The sequence below is a fragment of the Citrobacter amalonaticus genome (assembly GCF_002918555.1).
GTDB lineage: Bacteria > Pseudomonadota > Gammaproteobacteria > Enterobacterales > Enterobacteriaceae > Citrobacter_C > Citrobacter_C amalonaticus_A.
Map to the genome: position 1 here is coordinate 708025 of NZ_PQMB01000001.1, position 15071 is coordinate 723095.

The window sequence follows — 15071 nt, forward strand, 5'->3', positions numbered from 1 at the left end:
AAAGGCGAATCCGCTCAGATTATCGCCGGGCAAGCAGGAGTCCCAGCACCAGGCCTACAGTTGCACCCACGCCAATTCCCTGCCAGGGTTTTTCATGAACATAGTCGTCTGCACGATAAGCCGCCTGCTTTGCGCGATAGTAATAGCTGTCCGAAGCGTGGCTCACACGGCTCTTAACCTCTTCCAGCGCCTGTTCCGCTCGTGCCTTTAGCTCAATATATTTTTGGTCGGCAGGATCGCCGGAGGAGCGCAGAACCTCTGCTAACGTTTCACTCAGAAGTTCCAGGTCATCATCGATACGTGAGTCGCCAAATTGATATGACATATTTGTTCTCCATTAGGGTAAACCTGCCCATAACTATAGACAATAGTTATGGGTTACGCCCGATTCGCTTCGCGCACCATGCCGATATGCGCAATGCCATCCTCGTCGTAAACGTCAGTCACCGGCACAAAACCAAAATAGGCGTAAAAGGCTTGCAGATGCGCCTGCGCCCCCAGATATAACGCCTTACCAGGCCAGTGCTGCTCACAAGAACGTAGCGTTTGCGCCATTAGCTGCTGACCCAGCTTCGCCCCGCGCAGCGCCTCGCTGACAATTACCCGACCAATGACAACGGGCTCTAATTCGTCGGCGCTTTTCAGAATCCTCGCATACGCCACCAGTTCGTCATTATGCCAGCCAAGGATATGCCGGTTTTCCCCCGCCAGGTCATCGCCGTCAACATCCTGATAAGGGCAGTGCTGCTCCACCACAAATACCTCGCAGCGCAGTTTCAGTAAGGCATACAGTTGCGGGACCGTTAATTCTGAATGATGAAGATCTTGCCAGATAATCATAGAGCGCTCCTTTTCCGTGTTAGCCTTATACTAGTCCGGTTACTTTTCAAAAGTGTAATGAAATAATGGAATTCATATTCTTAGGCACCTCCGCAGGCGTTCCCACGCGGACGCGAAACGTCACGGCGATGTTGTTAAATCTGCAACACCCGACCCACGCAGGGCTGTGGTTGTTTGACTGCGGCGAAGGCACCCAGCATCAGATGCTGAGTACCGCCTTTAATCCCGGCAAGCTCGATCGCATTTTTATCAGCCATCTGCATGGTGACCATCTGTTCGGTTTACCGGGGCTGCTGTGCAGCCGCTCAATGGCCGGTAACGTCCAGCAGCTAACAATATACGGCCCGAAAGGGATCCGTGAATTCACCGAAACGACCTTGCGTCTCAGCGGATCCTGGACCGATTATCCGCTGGAGATCATCGAAATCACCGCAGGTGAGATTGTCGACGACGGCCTGCGTAAAGTAACGGCGTACCCGCTGGAGCATCCGCTGGAGTGCTACGGCTATCGCGTCCAGGAACATGACAAGCCCGGTGCCCTGGATGCCAGTGCGTTAAAAACGGCGGGGGTGAAGCCAGGCCCTCTGTTTCAGGAGCTGAAAGCCGGAAAAACGGTGACGCTGGCAGATGGTCGCATTATTAACGGTGCGGATTTCCTGGGTCCCTCCACGCCGGGTAAATCGGTGGCGATTTTCGGGGATACCGCCCCCTGTGCTTACGCGGTGGAACTGGCGAAAGGGGTCGATGTCATGGTTCACGAAGCCACGCTGGACACCGCAATGGAAGAAAAAGCCAACAGTCGCGGCCACAGCTCCACGCGTCAGGCCGCGCTTCTCGCGCACGACGCCGGAGTGGGTAAACTTATCATCACCCATGTGAGTTCCCGCTACGATGAACGAGGCTGTCAGCGCCTGCTCGAAGAGTGTCGCGCCATCTTTCCCGAAACCGAACTGGCAAATGATTTTGCCGTTTTCACGATTTAGCGCTTCATTTTTTATCCTCTGTGCCGATAACTGTTTAAAGGTTAGCCTTCACACTGAGGACCGCATGGACAATTTCCAGAAAGATATTGATGACAGGGCGAACCTGACCCTGTCTAACCGCTTTGAACTGCTGTTGTTTCGACTCGGTACATCGCTCCAGGAACAGAAATCAGAACTATTTGGCATTAACGTCTTTAAGTTACGCGAAATTGTGCCAATGCCCACATTCACGCGCCCGGCGGGGATGAAATCGCCACTGCTGGGAATGGTTAACATCCGCGACCAGGTCATCCCGGTTATAGACCTCCCGGCAGTCGCCGGTTGCAAGCCAGAGAGTGGACTGAATATTCTGTTAATCACTGAATATGCCCGTAGCGTTCAGGCGTTCGCCGTGGAGTCAGTAGAAAACATTATGCGCCTCGACTGGCAGCAGGTGCATACGGCGGAGAAAGCCGTCAATGGTCGCTATATCACCAGCATTGCCTGCCTGGATGAAGATAAAGAGACCAATAATCTGGCGCTGGTGCTCGACGTTGAGCAGATTCTCTACGATATCGTACCGTCGAGCCACGATCTGCGCGCCACAAACCTGAAGGCCAACAAGTTCAATATCACCCCTGGGGCGGTGGCGATTGTGGCGGAAGATTCTAAAGTTGCCCGTGCTATGCTAGCGAAAGGTCTGAATGCGATGGAAATCCCGCATCAGATGCACGTGACCGGAAAAGATGCGTGGGAGAAAATCCAGCGACTGGCCAAAGAAGCCGAAGCGGAAGGCATACCGATTAATGAGAAGATCGCGCTGGTGCTGACAGATCTTGAAATGCCAGAGATGGATGGCTTCACCCTCACCCGCAAAATCAAAACCGACGAGCGACTGAAAAATATCCCGGTGGTGATCCACTCGTCCCTTTCCGGTAGCGCGAACGAAGATCACGTACGTAAGGTTAAAGCGGATGGCTACGTGGCGAAGTTTGAGATTAACGAGCTGTCTTCGGTGCTTAAGGAAGTAATGGAACGCGCGGAACAAAGCGCCAGCGGGTCGCTGGTAAGCCGTCAGTTGCTGAACTAAGTTTTTGGCAGGACATAAAAAAACCCGCGATGCGGGTTTTTTTGTTTCTGCATTTCGCTTACATCAGCGGCATCGCTAACTGCACAATGCTGATCAACGGTTGCGGGTAGACACCCAGAATCAATACCAGCAGCGCCGAGATGAGTACCACGATACCGCCCGCGCTGTACTGCCAGTTAGATGGCGCATCGCGATTCAGCTGCTGCGGCGCACTCAGATAGAGACTCACAGCAACGCGCAGGTAGTAGTACAAACCAATCGCCGAGCCAACCACCACGGCAGCCACCAGCCACCACAGGTTAGCCTGCACACCGACAGCCAGCACGTAGAACTTACCGATAAAGCCCAGGGTCATCGGGATCCCCGCCAGAGACAGCATCATCACCGTCATTACCGCAGCAAGAATCGGACGATGCCAGAACAGACCGCGGTAGGAGAACAGAGAATCCGCATCCGGACCACGGTACGGGCTGGACATCAGGCTGACCACGCCGAACGCGCCAAGGCTGCTGAACAGGTAGCCTGCCAGGTAGACACCCACCGCTTCCATCGACATCTCACCGCTCTGCAGAGCGATCAGCGCCACCATCAGGTAGCCGAGGTGAGAGATAGAGGAGTAACCGAGCAGACGTTTGATGTTGGTCTGGCTCAGCGCCATCAGGTTACCAAAGATGATAGACGCAAAGGCAATCACACCCAGCACTATGCGTACTGCTTCGCTGTCGCCAACCGGCGCGTACAGGAACAGACGCATCACCACACCGAAGATAGCGATTTTGCTCGCCGTCGCCAGGAAGGTGGATACCGGAGCAGGGGCACCCTGGTAAACGTCCGGGGTCCACAGGTGGAACGGCACCAGCGAGAGCTTGAAGCCCAGGCCAACAATCATCATGCCAAAGCCCGCCAGCAGCAGCGGCTCGTTCAGCATACCGTCGCTGAGGCTCTTACCGATCGCAACAAACGACAGGTTGCCGGACTGCGCGTACACCAGCGCCATACCGAACAGCAGGAAGGAAGAGGCGGCGGCAGACAGGATGGTATATTTGATACTGGCTTCCAGCGAGCGTTTCTGACGGAAAGCGTAACCGACCAGACCAAACAGCGGCAGAGAGATAAGCTCGATACCGAGGAACAGCGCCGCCAGGTGGTTGGCGTTAGCCAGAAGAATACCGCCCAGCGCGGCAATCAGCACCAGCAGGTAGAACTCTTCCCGGTTGTCGTCGTAGCCTTCCAGCCACGGGTAGGCAAAGGTACAGGTGGCAAGACTCGCCAGCAGCACCAGCCCGGTGTAGAGCATGGCAAAACCGTCGACCCGCATCAGCGGGGTGACGTCCATGGCGCCAGCCTGGCCTACGAACCAGAGCGAAACCAGCGCAGCGTTAAGCCCAATGACCGACAGCGTGGCATTGAGGAAGTGATTGCGTCGCCACGCAATGGAGAGCATCACAACCACCACCGTCAAGCCGACGATCAGCAGCGGTAGCAGCGCAATCAGGTGTTGTGGAGTTATTGTCATGGCGATTTACGGCCTTGTAGTAGTAACGGAATTAACAAACCACTGCTGGATGTTGCTCATCGCAGAATGCGAGGTATCCAGAATCGGCTGCGGATAGAAGCCAAGCAGTACCAGGAGCACGACCAGCAACAGGATGATAAACAGCTCACGCAGCGACATCCCTGGCAGTTCAACACTGGCAATCTGGCTCTTCGCCTTACCAAAGTAAGCGCGATGCAGCATCGCCAGCGAGTAAACAGAAGCAAATACCAGACCAAATGTCGAGATCACGGTAATGACCGGAACCACCTGGTAGCTGCCGAACAGAATCATAAATTCGCCAACAAAGTTACCGGTACCCGGCATACCCAGCGTACACACTGCGAAGAACATCGACAGCGCCGGCAACCATTTCATTTTGCCCCACAGGCCGCCCATCATACGCATATCACGGGTATGCAGGCGTTCGTACAGCTGACCACACAGAATGAACAGACCGGCTGCGGACAGGCCGTGCGCGATCATCTGAATAACCGCACCCTGGTATGCCAGCTGGCTACCGGTGTAGATGGCAATCAGCACGAAGCCCATGTGGGATACGGAGGTGTAGGCTATCAGACGTTTGATGTCGTACTGATTAAAGGCCATCCACGCGCCGTAGAAGATGCCGATAACGCCAAGCCACATTGCAACAGGTGCAAACTCCGCCGACGCGTTCGGGAACAGCGGCAGGGAGAAGCGCAGCAGACCGTAGGCCGCGGTTTTCAGCAATATACCGGCCAGGTCAACGGAACCTGCTGTCGGCGCCTGAGAGTGCGCATCCGGCAACCAGCCGTGCAGCGGAACCACCGGCATTTTCACCGCGAAAGCGATGAAGAAGCCCAGCATCAGCAGGTATTCCACGCCGTGGGACATCGGAGTATTCAGCAATTCTTCATAGTTGAAAGTCCACACGCCGGTCGCTTTGTAGTGCACAAACACCAGCGCCAGGATGGCAATCAACATCACCAGACCACTCGCCTGGGTATAAATGAAGAACTTGGTTGCTGCCGTGATACGCGTTTTACCGTCAGAGGCTTTATGCCCCCACAGCGCGATCAGGAAGTACATCGGCACCAGCATCATTTCCCAGAAGAAGAAGAACAGGAACATGTCAATGGCAAGGAACACGCCGATAACGCCACCCAGGATCCACATCAGGTTCAGGTGGAAAAAGCCCTGGTATTTTTCGATTTCATTCCAGGAGCAAAGTACCGCCAGAACGCCAAGCAGGCCGGTCAGCACCACCATCAGCAGCGACAAGCCATCGATAGCTAAATGGATAGAGATGCCAAAACGCGGGATCCACGGCAGGACAAATTCAGACTGCCATTGAGGAATACCGGCAGATTGCGTCAGTGAATAGCAGCCCTGCATCCACAGTTGCAGGCCAAGCGCCAGCGTCAGCCCCATGGTAATCAGCGCGATCCAACGCGGCACCTTCACGCCAAAGCGTTCGGTCTGCCAGCACAGGAAGCCACCGATAAAGGGGATTAATATCAACCAGGGTAATAACATAGCTAAGTATGTCCCTTATATTTACTCCTGCTCAGGCTATCTCACTCGTCAGCCCAAATCCCGGCAGTGCTCGCAATCCTCACGCACTTCAGTACGCTCCGGTTGCTCTGCGCTGGCGGTATTCGGTCTGACTTCGCCGATGACGCCTGTACTTCAGGAACAGATTTTCAACGAATTCTAAAAATTATTTTGGGTTTGTAGGCCGGATAAGCGTAGCGCCATCCGGCAGTCGTTCATCCAGCCAACAAACTCAACGCAGTACCATCAACAGAGCCAGCACAACGACGGCACCGATGCTCATTGATGCTACATACCAACGCAGATAGCCGTTCTCGCTTAACAACAGGCCTTTACCTGCAAAGCGGGAAAGGATCGCCGGAATGTTCATCATTGCGTTCAGCGGATCGCGTTTCAGCAACCATGCAACGCCCAGGAACGGCTTGACGAACACTTTGTCGTACAGCCAGTCGAAGCCCCAGGCGTTATACCACCAGGTACCCAGCAGACGGCCTGGCGCACTGTTGGCAATCGAGGTCACCAGCGTACGTTTACCCAGCCACAGCCATGCAGCGATCAGAATGCCTGCAATCGCGACGATACCGGAGGTAATTTCCAGCGTCATCACGCGACCATGCTCAAGCTCGGTCGTCGCAGGCAGTACCCCCTGCAGCGGTGGCACAATCAGTGCGCCAACGAAGGTGGACAGGATCATCAGCACAATCAGCGGCAGATGATGCGTAATCCCCTTCCCTGCGTGAGCGTGAATTTGCTCTTTACCGTGGAACACGATGAAAATCATACGGAAGGTGTACAGAGAGGTCATGAACGCACCGACCAGACCTGCAACCATCAGGTTGATATGACCGTTCGCCATCGCACCGGCCAGAATCTCATCCTTACTGAAGAAGCCTGCGGTAATCAGCGGCAGAGCCGACAGCGCCGCGCCACCGATCAGGAAGCAGAGATACACCAGCGGAATAGACTTACGCAGGCCGCCCATCCTGAAGATGTTCTGTTCGTGGTGACAGGCCAGGATAACCGAGCCGGATGCCAGGAACAGCAGCGCTTTAAAGAAGGCGTGCGTCATCAGGTGGAAAATCGCCGCATCCCACGCCTGAACCCCGAGAGCCAGGAACATATAACCAATCTGGCTCATGGTGGAGTATGCGAGAACGCGTTTAATGTCGGTCTGTACCAGCGCAGCAAAACCAGCCAGTACCAGCGTGATAGCCCCGATAATCCCCACCAGATGCAGGATTTCCGGCGTCATCAGGAACAGGCCGTGAGTACGTGCAATCAGGTAGACACCGGCGGTAACCATCGTCGCGGCGTGGATCAGCGCGGAGACAGGCGTCGGGCCCGCCATCGCGTCAGCAAGCCAGGTCTGCAACGGCAGCTGTGCCGATTTACCTACCGCACCGCCCAGCAGCATCAGCGTCGCCCACATCAGCATGTTGTTACCATCTGCAAAGTGAGCAGGTGCCAGTTCCACCATTTCGCGGAAGTTAAGGGTGCCCAGCTCGTTGTAGAGGATAAACAATGCGAAGGCGAGGAACACGTCACCCACACGGGTCACCACGAAGGCTTTCATGGCCGCGGCGCCATTCTTCGGATCGCTGTAATAGAAGCCGATCAGCAGATAGGAGCACAGGCCCACGCCTTCCCAGCCGAGGTACATCAGCAGCAGGTTATCGGACAGCACCAGAACAACCATGCTGGCAATAAACAGGTTGGTATAAGCGAAGAAGCGGGAGTAGCCCTCTTCACCGCGCATGTACCAGGAGGCGAACATGTGGATCAGGAAACCCACACCGGTCACCACACTGAGCATGGTCAGCGACAGGCCGTCCAGCACCAGGTTAAAACCGATATTGAAATCGCCGACAGACATCCACGTCCACAGCGGCTGGCTGAAAGCCTGCTTGCCGTTAGCGAAGAAGTCAACGCCGACAAAGGCGGTAACCAGCGCGGCCAGACCAATGGAGCCGACGCCCACGGTCGCAGAGAGGTTTTCCGACCAGCGACCGCGAGAGAACGCCAGTAATACAAAGCCAATCAATGGCAGAATAATGGTTAAGGCAAGCATGTTCATCCGCGCATCTCACTTACTGAATCGATGTTCAGGTTCTGGCGACGGCGATGAAGTTGCAGCAACAGCGCAAGTCCGATGCTCGCTTCCGCAGCCGCAAGGCTGATGGCGAGAATGTACATCACCTGACCATCGGTCTGGCCCCAGTAGCTTCCGGCGACCACGAAGGCCAGCGCGGAGGCGTTAATCATGATTTCCAGCCCGATCAGCATAAACAGCAGATTGCGGCGGATAACCAGGCCGGTTAAACCCAGCACGAATAAGACAGCCGCGAGGATCAGTCCATGTTGTAAGGGGATCATGCGTGCTCCTCCGTTTTTCTTTTCGCGCTGTCGTCCTTACGGTTGCTCAGCACCTCACCCGAGCGCTCTTCGCGACCGACGTGGAAGGCGACAACCAGACCGGCCAGCAGCAGCATAGACGCCAGCTCAACCGCCAGTACATAAGGTCCAAACAGCGTAATACCGACCGCTTTTGCGCTAACTGGCGTGCCGTCGATACCCTGGTCGTTAACACCCAGAATGGCATAAACAATAACCGCCAGCATGATGGCCGACAAAATCGCCGGACCAATCCACACCTGCGGCTTCAGCCACTGGCGCTCCTGCTCGATTTCAGAACCACCGAGGTTGAGCATCATGACCACGAACACGAACAGCACCATGATGGCGCCCGCATAGACGATAATTTCCAGCGCACCTGCGAAGTAAGCGCCCAGCGAGAAAAACACCCCGGAAATCGCCAGCAGCGAAATAATCAGGTACAGCAGCGCGTGCACCGGATTGGTGTGGGTGATAACTCGCAAGGTTGCGAGAATGGCTATCAGGCCACAGATATAAAAAGCGAACTCCATTGCCCCTCTCCTTACGGTAACAGGCCCTTGACGTCGATAGGCTTGGCTTCGTTCTCTGCTTCGCCCTTATCTTTGCCGTCGATTGCCATACCTGCCATCCGGTAGAAGTTATATTCCGGGTATTTACCCGGACCGGAGATCAGCAGATCCTCTTTCTCGTAAACCAGATCCTGGCGCTTGTACTCACCCAGCTCAAAGTCCGGAGTAAGCTGAATCGCCGTCGTTGGACAGGCTTCTTCGCACAGACCGCAGAAAATGCAACGTGAGAAGTTGATGCGGAAAAACTCCGGATACCAGCGGCCGTCTTTGGTCTCTGCTTTCTGCAAAGAGATACAGCCGACCGGACAGGCTACCGCACACAGGTTACAGGCAACGCAGCGCTCTTCACCGTCCGGATCGCGCGTCAGCACGATACGACCACGGTAGCGCGGCGGCAGGTAGACCGGCTCTTCCGGATACATTTGCGTTTCGCGTTTCGCGAACGCATGCAGGCCGATCATCCAGATACTGCGTACCTGGGTGCCGAAACCTACGAGTAATTCTTTTAAGGTCATGGTCTTTGTGCCCCTTATTGCGCCTGCCAGAGAATGACAGCCGCCGTTACCAGCAAGTTGATGAGCGTCAGCGGCAGGCAGATTTTCCAGCCGAAGGACATTACCTGGTCATAACGAGGACGCGGTAACGACGCACGAATCAAAATGAACATCATCATGAAGAACGCGGTTTTCAGCGCGAACCAGATGAATGGCGGTAAGAACGGGCCCTGCCAGCCACCAAAGAACAGCGTCACCATCAGTGCAGAAATCGTGACGATACCGATATATTCCCCCACGAAGAACAGACCGAATTTCATACCGGAATATTCGATGTGGTAACCATCGGCCAGTTCCTGCTCGGCTTCCGGCTGGTCAAACGGGTGGCGGTGACATACCGCCACGCCCGCGATGGCAAAGGTGACAAAACCAAAGAACTGCGGAATCACGTTCCAGATGTCAGCCTGGTTATTGACGATGTCGGTCATATTGAATGAACCGGCCTGCGCCACCACGCCCATCAGGGAAAGCCCGAGGAACACTTCGTAGCTCAGCGTCTGCGCAGACGCACGCATCGCACCGAGCAGCGAGTATTTGTTGTTGCTCGACCAACCGGCGAACAGCACCGCATACACCGCCAGACCCGCCATCATCAGGAAGAACAGGATCCCGATGTTCAGGTCAGCAACCACCCAACCCGGACTCACCGGCACGATGGCGAAAGCCAGCAGCAGCGAGGTGAAGGCGATCATCGGCGCCAGGGTAAAGATGACGCGATCCGAGAATTTCGGGATCCAGTCTTCTTTAAAGAACATCTTGATCATGTCCGCCACCAGCTGGAGCGAACCGCCCCAGCCAACGCGGTTTGGTCCATAACGGTTCTGGAACAGACCCAGCAGGCGACGTTCGCCAAAGCTCATGAACGCCCCGCAGGTGACGACCACCAGCAGGATCACCACCGCTTTGATGATGGTCAGCAGGATATCGATAAGCTCAGGTGTAATCCAACTCATTGTTGTGCCTCCTGCAGATCCTCAAGACGCGCACCTGCCAGAACTGGCGCGATACCCGGCATACCCATCGGTAAGCCCACCTGCCCTGCCGTCAGTCCTTCAGAGATCTCAACGAGCAGCGTGACCAGATTGCCTTCGTAACTAAAGGAGACGAGGGTACCCGCATTCACGCCCAGCTTCGCGGCATCGGCCGGGTTTAGCTTGATATACGGCTGCGGCATGCGGCTCTGGAACACTGGCGCACGCTGAGACATCTCATCGCTACCAAACAGATGATAGTACGGCGCGATACGCCACTGACCTTCCTGTGCCTGGAAACTGGCCGGAACGGTAGTGAAGTAATCCAGCCCCCCTTCCGTCGCCTCGATCAGACGCACACCGGGATCGCCATGACGCAGTTTGCCACCCACCTCATCCTGGAATTTGTTCCAGGCCTGCGGGGAGTTCCAGCCTGGCGCCCAGGCAAACGGGATCTGCGAACGCGGAGCATCCGGCTGGTTGTTCCCTTCCATCGAGAAGGCGAACATCGTGTCTTTGTCCTGCGGCTGGCGCGGTTCATGAACGCTGATGTTCGCACGCATGGCGGTACGCCCGCTGTAACGATGCGGCTCACGCGCCAGTTTCTGTCCACGAATACGGAAGCTCGCGTCCGGCGCGGCATCTTTAATCCCGGCCAGTTCCGGTATCGCGGCAATTGCGGCATCGATAACGTGGTCAAGCTGCGTCCAGTCCACTTCGCGGTTCTGCACGGTACTGTGCAACGAGTGCAGCCAGCGCCAGCTTTCCAGCATAATCGTGCTGCTGTCGTAGTACGACGGGTCATAGACCTGGAAGAAACGCTGTGCGCGGCCTTCGTTGTTAATGACCGTCCCGTCGCTCTCAGCAAAGCTTGCGGCGGAAAGTACCAGATGCGCATTTTCCATGATTGCCGTACGCTGATGGTCAACGACCATGACCAGCGGCGCTTTTGCCAGTGCGGCATTCACACGCGTGGCGCTTGCATGGCGATGAAGATCGTTTTCCAGCACAACCACCGCGTCAGCTCGTCCCGTTTCCAGCTCGGTCAGCGCATCATCAAGCGAACCGCCGCCCATAATGCCCAGCCCCATGCTGTTAACAGAACGCGCAATCATGGTGATACCCACGTCTGCGCCACGGCCTTTCAGCGCTTTCGCCACGTTAGCAGCGGCCTGAATCACTTCGGCGCTACCGGCGTTGGTACCGGAGATAATCAGTGGTTTTTTCGCCCCGGCAAGTGCCTGAACGATCACGTCGATTTTGTTTTGCAGATCGCGGTCGATGCCGTCAACCGCCGGTGCGTTGTTGTCCAGCGCATGGGCAATGGCGAAACCTAAACGCGCCTGATCTTCAACCGGTGCGCGATAGGTCCACGCAGCGACATCATCCAGGCGGGTGTCATCGACGTTGGTTACGAACAGCGGGTGCTTGGCACGCTGGCCGATATTAAGGATTGCCGCAATCTGCCAGTCAGCCACTTTCTGAGCCGCCGCCATCTCACGCGCTTTACCTTTCACCGCCTGACGTACCGCCAGCGCAACGCGTGCGCCGGTCTGGGTGATATCTTCCCCCAGCACCAGAACCGCATCGTATGACTCGATTTCGCGCAGCGCCGGGGTATGAATACCACCGTCACGCAGCACCTTCAGCGCCAGTTGCAGACGTTCCTGCTCGCCCTGGGCAATACCGGTATAGAAGTTATCCGCACCGACCAGTTCACGCAGCGCGAAGTTACTTTCAACGCTGGCACGCGGGGAGCCGATACCAATCACTTTCTTCGACTGACGCAAAATATCTGCCGCGCCCTGCATCGCCTGTTCGGCGTTCAGCGTGATCAGGTCATCGCCACGACGCTGTACCGGCTGACGCGGACGGTCTTTCAGGTTCACGTAACCATAGCCAAAACGACCGCGGTCGCAGAGGAAGTAGTGGTTAACGGTACCGTTGTAGCGGTTTTCAATACGGCGCAGTTCGCCATAGCGCTCGCCCGGGCTGGTGTTACAGCCGATGGAACACTGCTGGCAGATGCTTGGCGCAAACTGCATGTCCCATTTACGGTTGTAACGCTCGGAGTGCGTTTTATCGGTGAAGACGCCGGTCGGGCAAATTTCTACCAGGTTACCGGAGAATTCGCTTTCGAGCGTACCGTCTTCCGGACGACCAAAATAGACGTTGTCGTGTGCGCCATAGACGCCCAGATCCGCGCCATCGGCGTAATCTTTGTAGTAACGTACGCAGCGATAGCAGGCGATGCAGCGGTTCATTTCGTGAGAGATGAACGGCCCTAAATCCTGATTACGGTGAGTACGCTTCGTGAAGCGGTAGCGACGGAAACTGTGGCCGGTCATCACGGTCATATCCTGAAGGTGGCAGTTGCCGCCCTCTTCACAGACCGGACAATCGTGCGGGTGGTTGGTCATTAACCACTCCACCACGCTTTCGCGAAACTGTTTCGCTTCTTCGTCGTCAATAGAAATAAAGGTGCCTTCGGTGGCCGGTGTCATACAAGACATCACCAGGCGACCACGCGTGTCTTCCGCGTTTTGGTATTGCTTCACCGCACACTGGCGGCAAGCACCGACGCTTCCCAGCGCCGGGTGCCAGCAAAAGTACGGAATATCAAGGCCGAGAGACAGACAAGCTTCCAGCAGGTTGTCCGCCCCGTTGACCTCATATTCTTTGCCGTCTACATGAATCGTAGCCATAGTCAGCATGCTTCCAGTTATCTTAGTCAGGGACTAAGCGTTAATCGAAATTCATATCGCGATACAGGCTCACGCCTGCAATCACCAGCGCTCTTTCAGCAGGTTCGGCTGAATACCACTAATCAAATGGGTATTGCTGAAGGTCTGCCTGATGCCAGCTTCGAATTCTTCGCGGAAATATTTAATGGCGCTCTGCAGCGGTTCCACCGCACCCGGTGCGTGCGCACAGAAGGTTTTACCTGGACCGAGGAAGCGACACAGTTGCTCAAGCGTCTCGATATCCCCAGGCTGGCCTTCACCACGCTCCAGCGCGCGCAGAATTTTCACGCTCCACGGCAGGCCGTCACGGCACGGCGTACACCAGCCGCACGATTCGCGGGCAAAGAACTCTTCCAGGTTGCGCACCAGCGACACCATGCCAATCTCGTGGTCAACCGCCATCGCCAGCGCGGTACCCAGACGGCTACCCGCTTTACCGATGCTTTCAAATTCCATCGGCAGGTCGAGGTGCGCTTCGGTCAGGAAGTCGGTACCCGCGCCGCCTGGCTGCCAGGCTTTAAATTTCAGGCCATCGCGCATCCCGCCCGCGTAATCTTCAAGGATCTCACGCGCGGTGGTACCAAATGGCAGTTCCCACAGTCCCGGATTCTTCACGCGACCGGAGAAGCCCATCAGCTTGGTGCCCGCATCTTTGCTCTTCGAAATGTTCTGATACCACTCCACGCCATTAGCGAGGATCGCCGGAACGTTACATAACGTTTCAACGTTGTTCACGCAGGTCGGTTTGCCCCATGCGCCAGAGGTCGCCGGGAACGGCGGCTTGGAACGGGGGTTAGCACGACGACCTTCGAGAGAGTTGATAAGCGCCGTCTCTTCACCGCAGATGTAGCGCCCTGCCCCGGTGTGCACAAACAGTTCGAAGTCAAAACCGGTGCCCATGATGTTTTTGCCGAGCAGACCGGCTTCGGTGGCTTCAGCAATTGCGCGACGCAGATGGACAGCCGCTTCAATATATTCACCGCGCAAGAAGATGTAACCACGGTACGCTTTCAGCGCAAACGCGGAGATCAGCATACCTTCCACCAGCAGGTGCGGCAGCTGTTCCATCAGCAGACGGTCTTTATAGGTGCCCGGCTCCATCTCATCGGCGTTACACAGCAGGTAGCGGATGTTCATGGATTCGTCTTTCGGCATCAGGCTCCACTTCAGACCGGTGGAAAAGCCTGCGCCACCGCGCCCTTTCAGGCCAGCGTCTTTTACCTGATTGACGATCTCATCCGCAGACAGACCGGTCAGCGCCTTACGTGCGCCTTCGTAGCCGTTCTTGCTACGGTATTCGTCCAGCCAGACCGGCTGTTTGTCATCGCGCAGACGCCAGGTCAGCGGATGCGTTTCGGGAGTACGGATAATATCTTTCATTTATACCGCTCCAGCAGTTCAGGAATGCCTTCCGGGGTCAGGTGAGCGTGAGTATCCTCATCGATCATCATGTTCGGCCCTTTATCGCAGTTCCCCAGGCAGCAGGTCGGCAGCAGCGTAAAGCGACCGTCAAAGGTCGTCTGCCCCGGCTTGATGTTGAGCTTTTTCTCCAGTGCGGCCTGGATCCCCTGGTAACCGTTGATGTGACACACCACGCTGTCGCAATAGCGGATCACGTGACGGCCCACCGGCTGGCGGAAGATCTGGCTGTAGAACGTGGCAACACCTTCGACATCGCTGGCCGGGATCCCCAGCACGTCAGCGATCGCATGGATCGCGCCGTCCGGCACCCAGCCACGCTGTTTCTGAACGATCTTCAGCGCTTCAATGGACGCCGCACGCGGGTCTTCGTAGTGGTGCTTCTCGTGCTCAATCGCTTCACGCTCTGCCGCACTCAGCTCAAAAGCCTCGGTTTGTGGTTGTTGATTCTCGTGCAT

14 protein-coding genes are annotated in these 15071 nt (G+C 56.0%); 2 read left to right on the forward strand and 12 right to left on the reverse strand.

What is annotated here, in order from left to right; genetic code table 11:
- Positions 1 to 19: 19 nt before the first annotated feature.
- The gene (gene elaB, locus C3432_RS03530; RefSeq protein WP_103775290.1) at positions 20 to 325 is read right to left on the reverse strand and encodes a stress response protein ElaB; all 306 of its coding nucleotides are present in this window, start codon (positions 323 to 325) and stop codon (positions 20 to 22) included.
- Positions 326 to 378: 53 nt separating this feature from the next.
- Positions 379 to 840, reverse strand: a complete 462-nt coding sequence (locus C3432_RS03535; RefSeq protein WP_103775291.1) for a GNAT family N-acetyltransferase — start codon at positions 838 to 840, stop codon at positions 379 to 381.
- 65 nt (positions 841 to 905) lie between these two features.
- On the opposite strand from C3432_RS03535, the gene rbn reads away from it, so the two are divergent.
- Complete coding sequence (gene rbn, locus C3432_RS03540; protein WP_103775292.1) at positions 906 to 1823, forward strand: ribonuclease BN; 918 nt, start codon at positions 906 to 908, stop codon at positions 1821 to 1823.
- A gap of 64 nt (positions 1824 to 1887) precedes the next feature.
- Positions 1888 to 2892, forward strand: a complete 1005-nt coding sequence (locus C3432_RS03545) for a chemotaxis protein (RefSeq protein ID WP_103775293.1) — start codon at positions 1888 to 1890, stop codon at positions 2890 to 2892.
- 58 nt (positions 2893 to 2950) lie between these two features.
- On the opposite strand, the gene nuoN is transcribed toward C3432_RS03545, so the two are convergent.
- The 10 genes from nuoN to nuoE all read right to left on the reverse strand — a co-directional run bounded on the left by nuoN (position 2951) and on the right by nuoE (position 15071).
- On the reverse strand, positions 2951 to 4408 hold the full coding sequence (nuoN, locus tag C3432_RS03550) for an NADH-quinone oxidoreductase subunit NuoN (RefSeq protein WP_103775294.1): 1458 nt from the start codon (positions 4406 to 4408) through the stop codon (positions 2951 to 2953).
- Between the two features lie 6 nt (positions 4409 to 4414).
- The gene (gene nuoM, locus C3432_RS03555) at positions 4415 to 5944 is read right to left on the reverse strand and encodes an NADH-quinone oxidoreductase subunit M (protein WP_103775295.1); all 1530 of its coding nucleotides are present in this window, start codon (positions 5942 to 5944) and stop codon (positions 4415 to 4417) included.
- A 250-nt stretch (positions 5945 to 6194) separates the two neighbouring features.
- The gene (gene nuoL / locus C3432_RS03560) at positions 6195 to 8036 is read right to left on the reverse strand and encodes an NADH-quinone oxidoreductase subunit L (RefSeq protein ID WP_103775296.1); all 1842 of its coding nucleotides are present in this window, start codon (positions 8034 to 8036) and stop codon (positions 6195 to 6197) included.
- Positions 8033 to 8335, reverse strand: a complete 303-nt coding sequence (gene nuoK, locus C3432_RS03565) for an NADH-quinone oxidoreductase subunit NuoK (RefSeq protein ID WP_006683663.1) — start codon at positions 8333 to 8335, stop codon at positions 8033 to 8035. The genes nuoL and nuoK overlap by 4 nt, the downstream gene beginning before the upstream one ends.
- Positions 8332 to 8886 (reverse strand): NADH-quinone oxidoreductase subunit J, encoded by a 555-nt coding sequence (gene nuoJ, locus C3432_RS03570; protein ID WP_103775297.1) that lies wholly within the window; start codon positions 8884 to 8886, stop codon positions 8332 to 8334. The genes nuoK and nuoJ overlap by 4 nt, the downstream gene beginning before the upstream one ends.
- A gap of 11 nt (positions 8887 to 8897) precedes the next feature.
- On the reverse strand, positions 8898 to 9440 hold the full coding sequence (gene nuoI / locus C3432_RS03575; protein WP_103775298.1) for an NADH-quinone oxidoreductase subunit NuoI: 543 nt from the start codon (positions 9438 to 9440) through the stop codon (positions 8898 to 8900).
- A 14-nt stretch (positions 9441 to 9454) separates the two neighbouring features.
- Positions 9455 to 10432 (reverse strand): NADH-quinone oxidoreductase subunit NuoH, encoded by a 978-nt coding sequence (nuoH, locus tag C3432_RS03580; RefSeq protein WP_103775299.1) that lies wholly within the window; start codon positions 10430 to 10432, stop codon positions 9455 to 9457.
- Positions 10429 to 13155 carry an NADH-quinone oxidoreductase subunit NuoG gene (gene nuoG / locus C3432_RS03585; protein ID WP_103775628.1) on the reverse strand — a complete coding sequence of 909 codons (2727 nt, stop codon included), beginning with the start codon at positions 13153 to 13155 and terminating at the stop codon, positions 10429 to 10431. Before nuoG ends, nuoH begins: the two co-directional genes overlap by 4 nt.
- A gap of 81 nt (positions 13156 to 13236) precedes the next feature.
- Positions 13237 to 14574: an NADH-quinone oxidoreductase subunit NuoF gene (gene nuoF / locus C3432_RS03590; protein ID WP_103775300.1), complete on the reverse strand. Its 1338-nt coding sequence runs from the start codon at positions 14572 to 14574 to the stop codon at positions 13237 to 13239.
- Positions 14571 to 15071, reverse strand: a complete 501-nt coding sequence (gene nuoE / locus C3432_RS03595) for an NADH-quinone oxidoreductase subunit NuoE (RefSeq protein ID WP_042317807.1) — start codon at positions 15069 to 15071, stop codon at positions 14571 to 14573. Before nuoE ends, nuoF begins: the two co-directional genes overlap by 4 nt.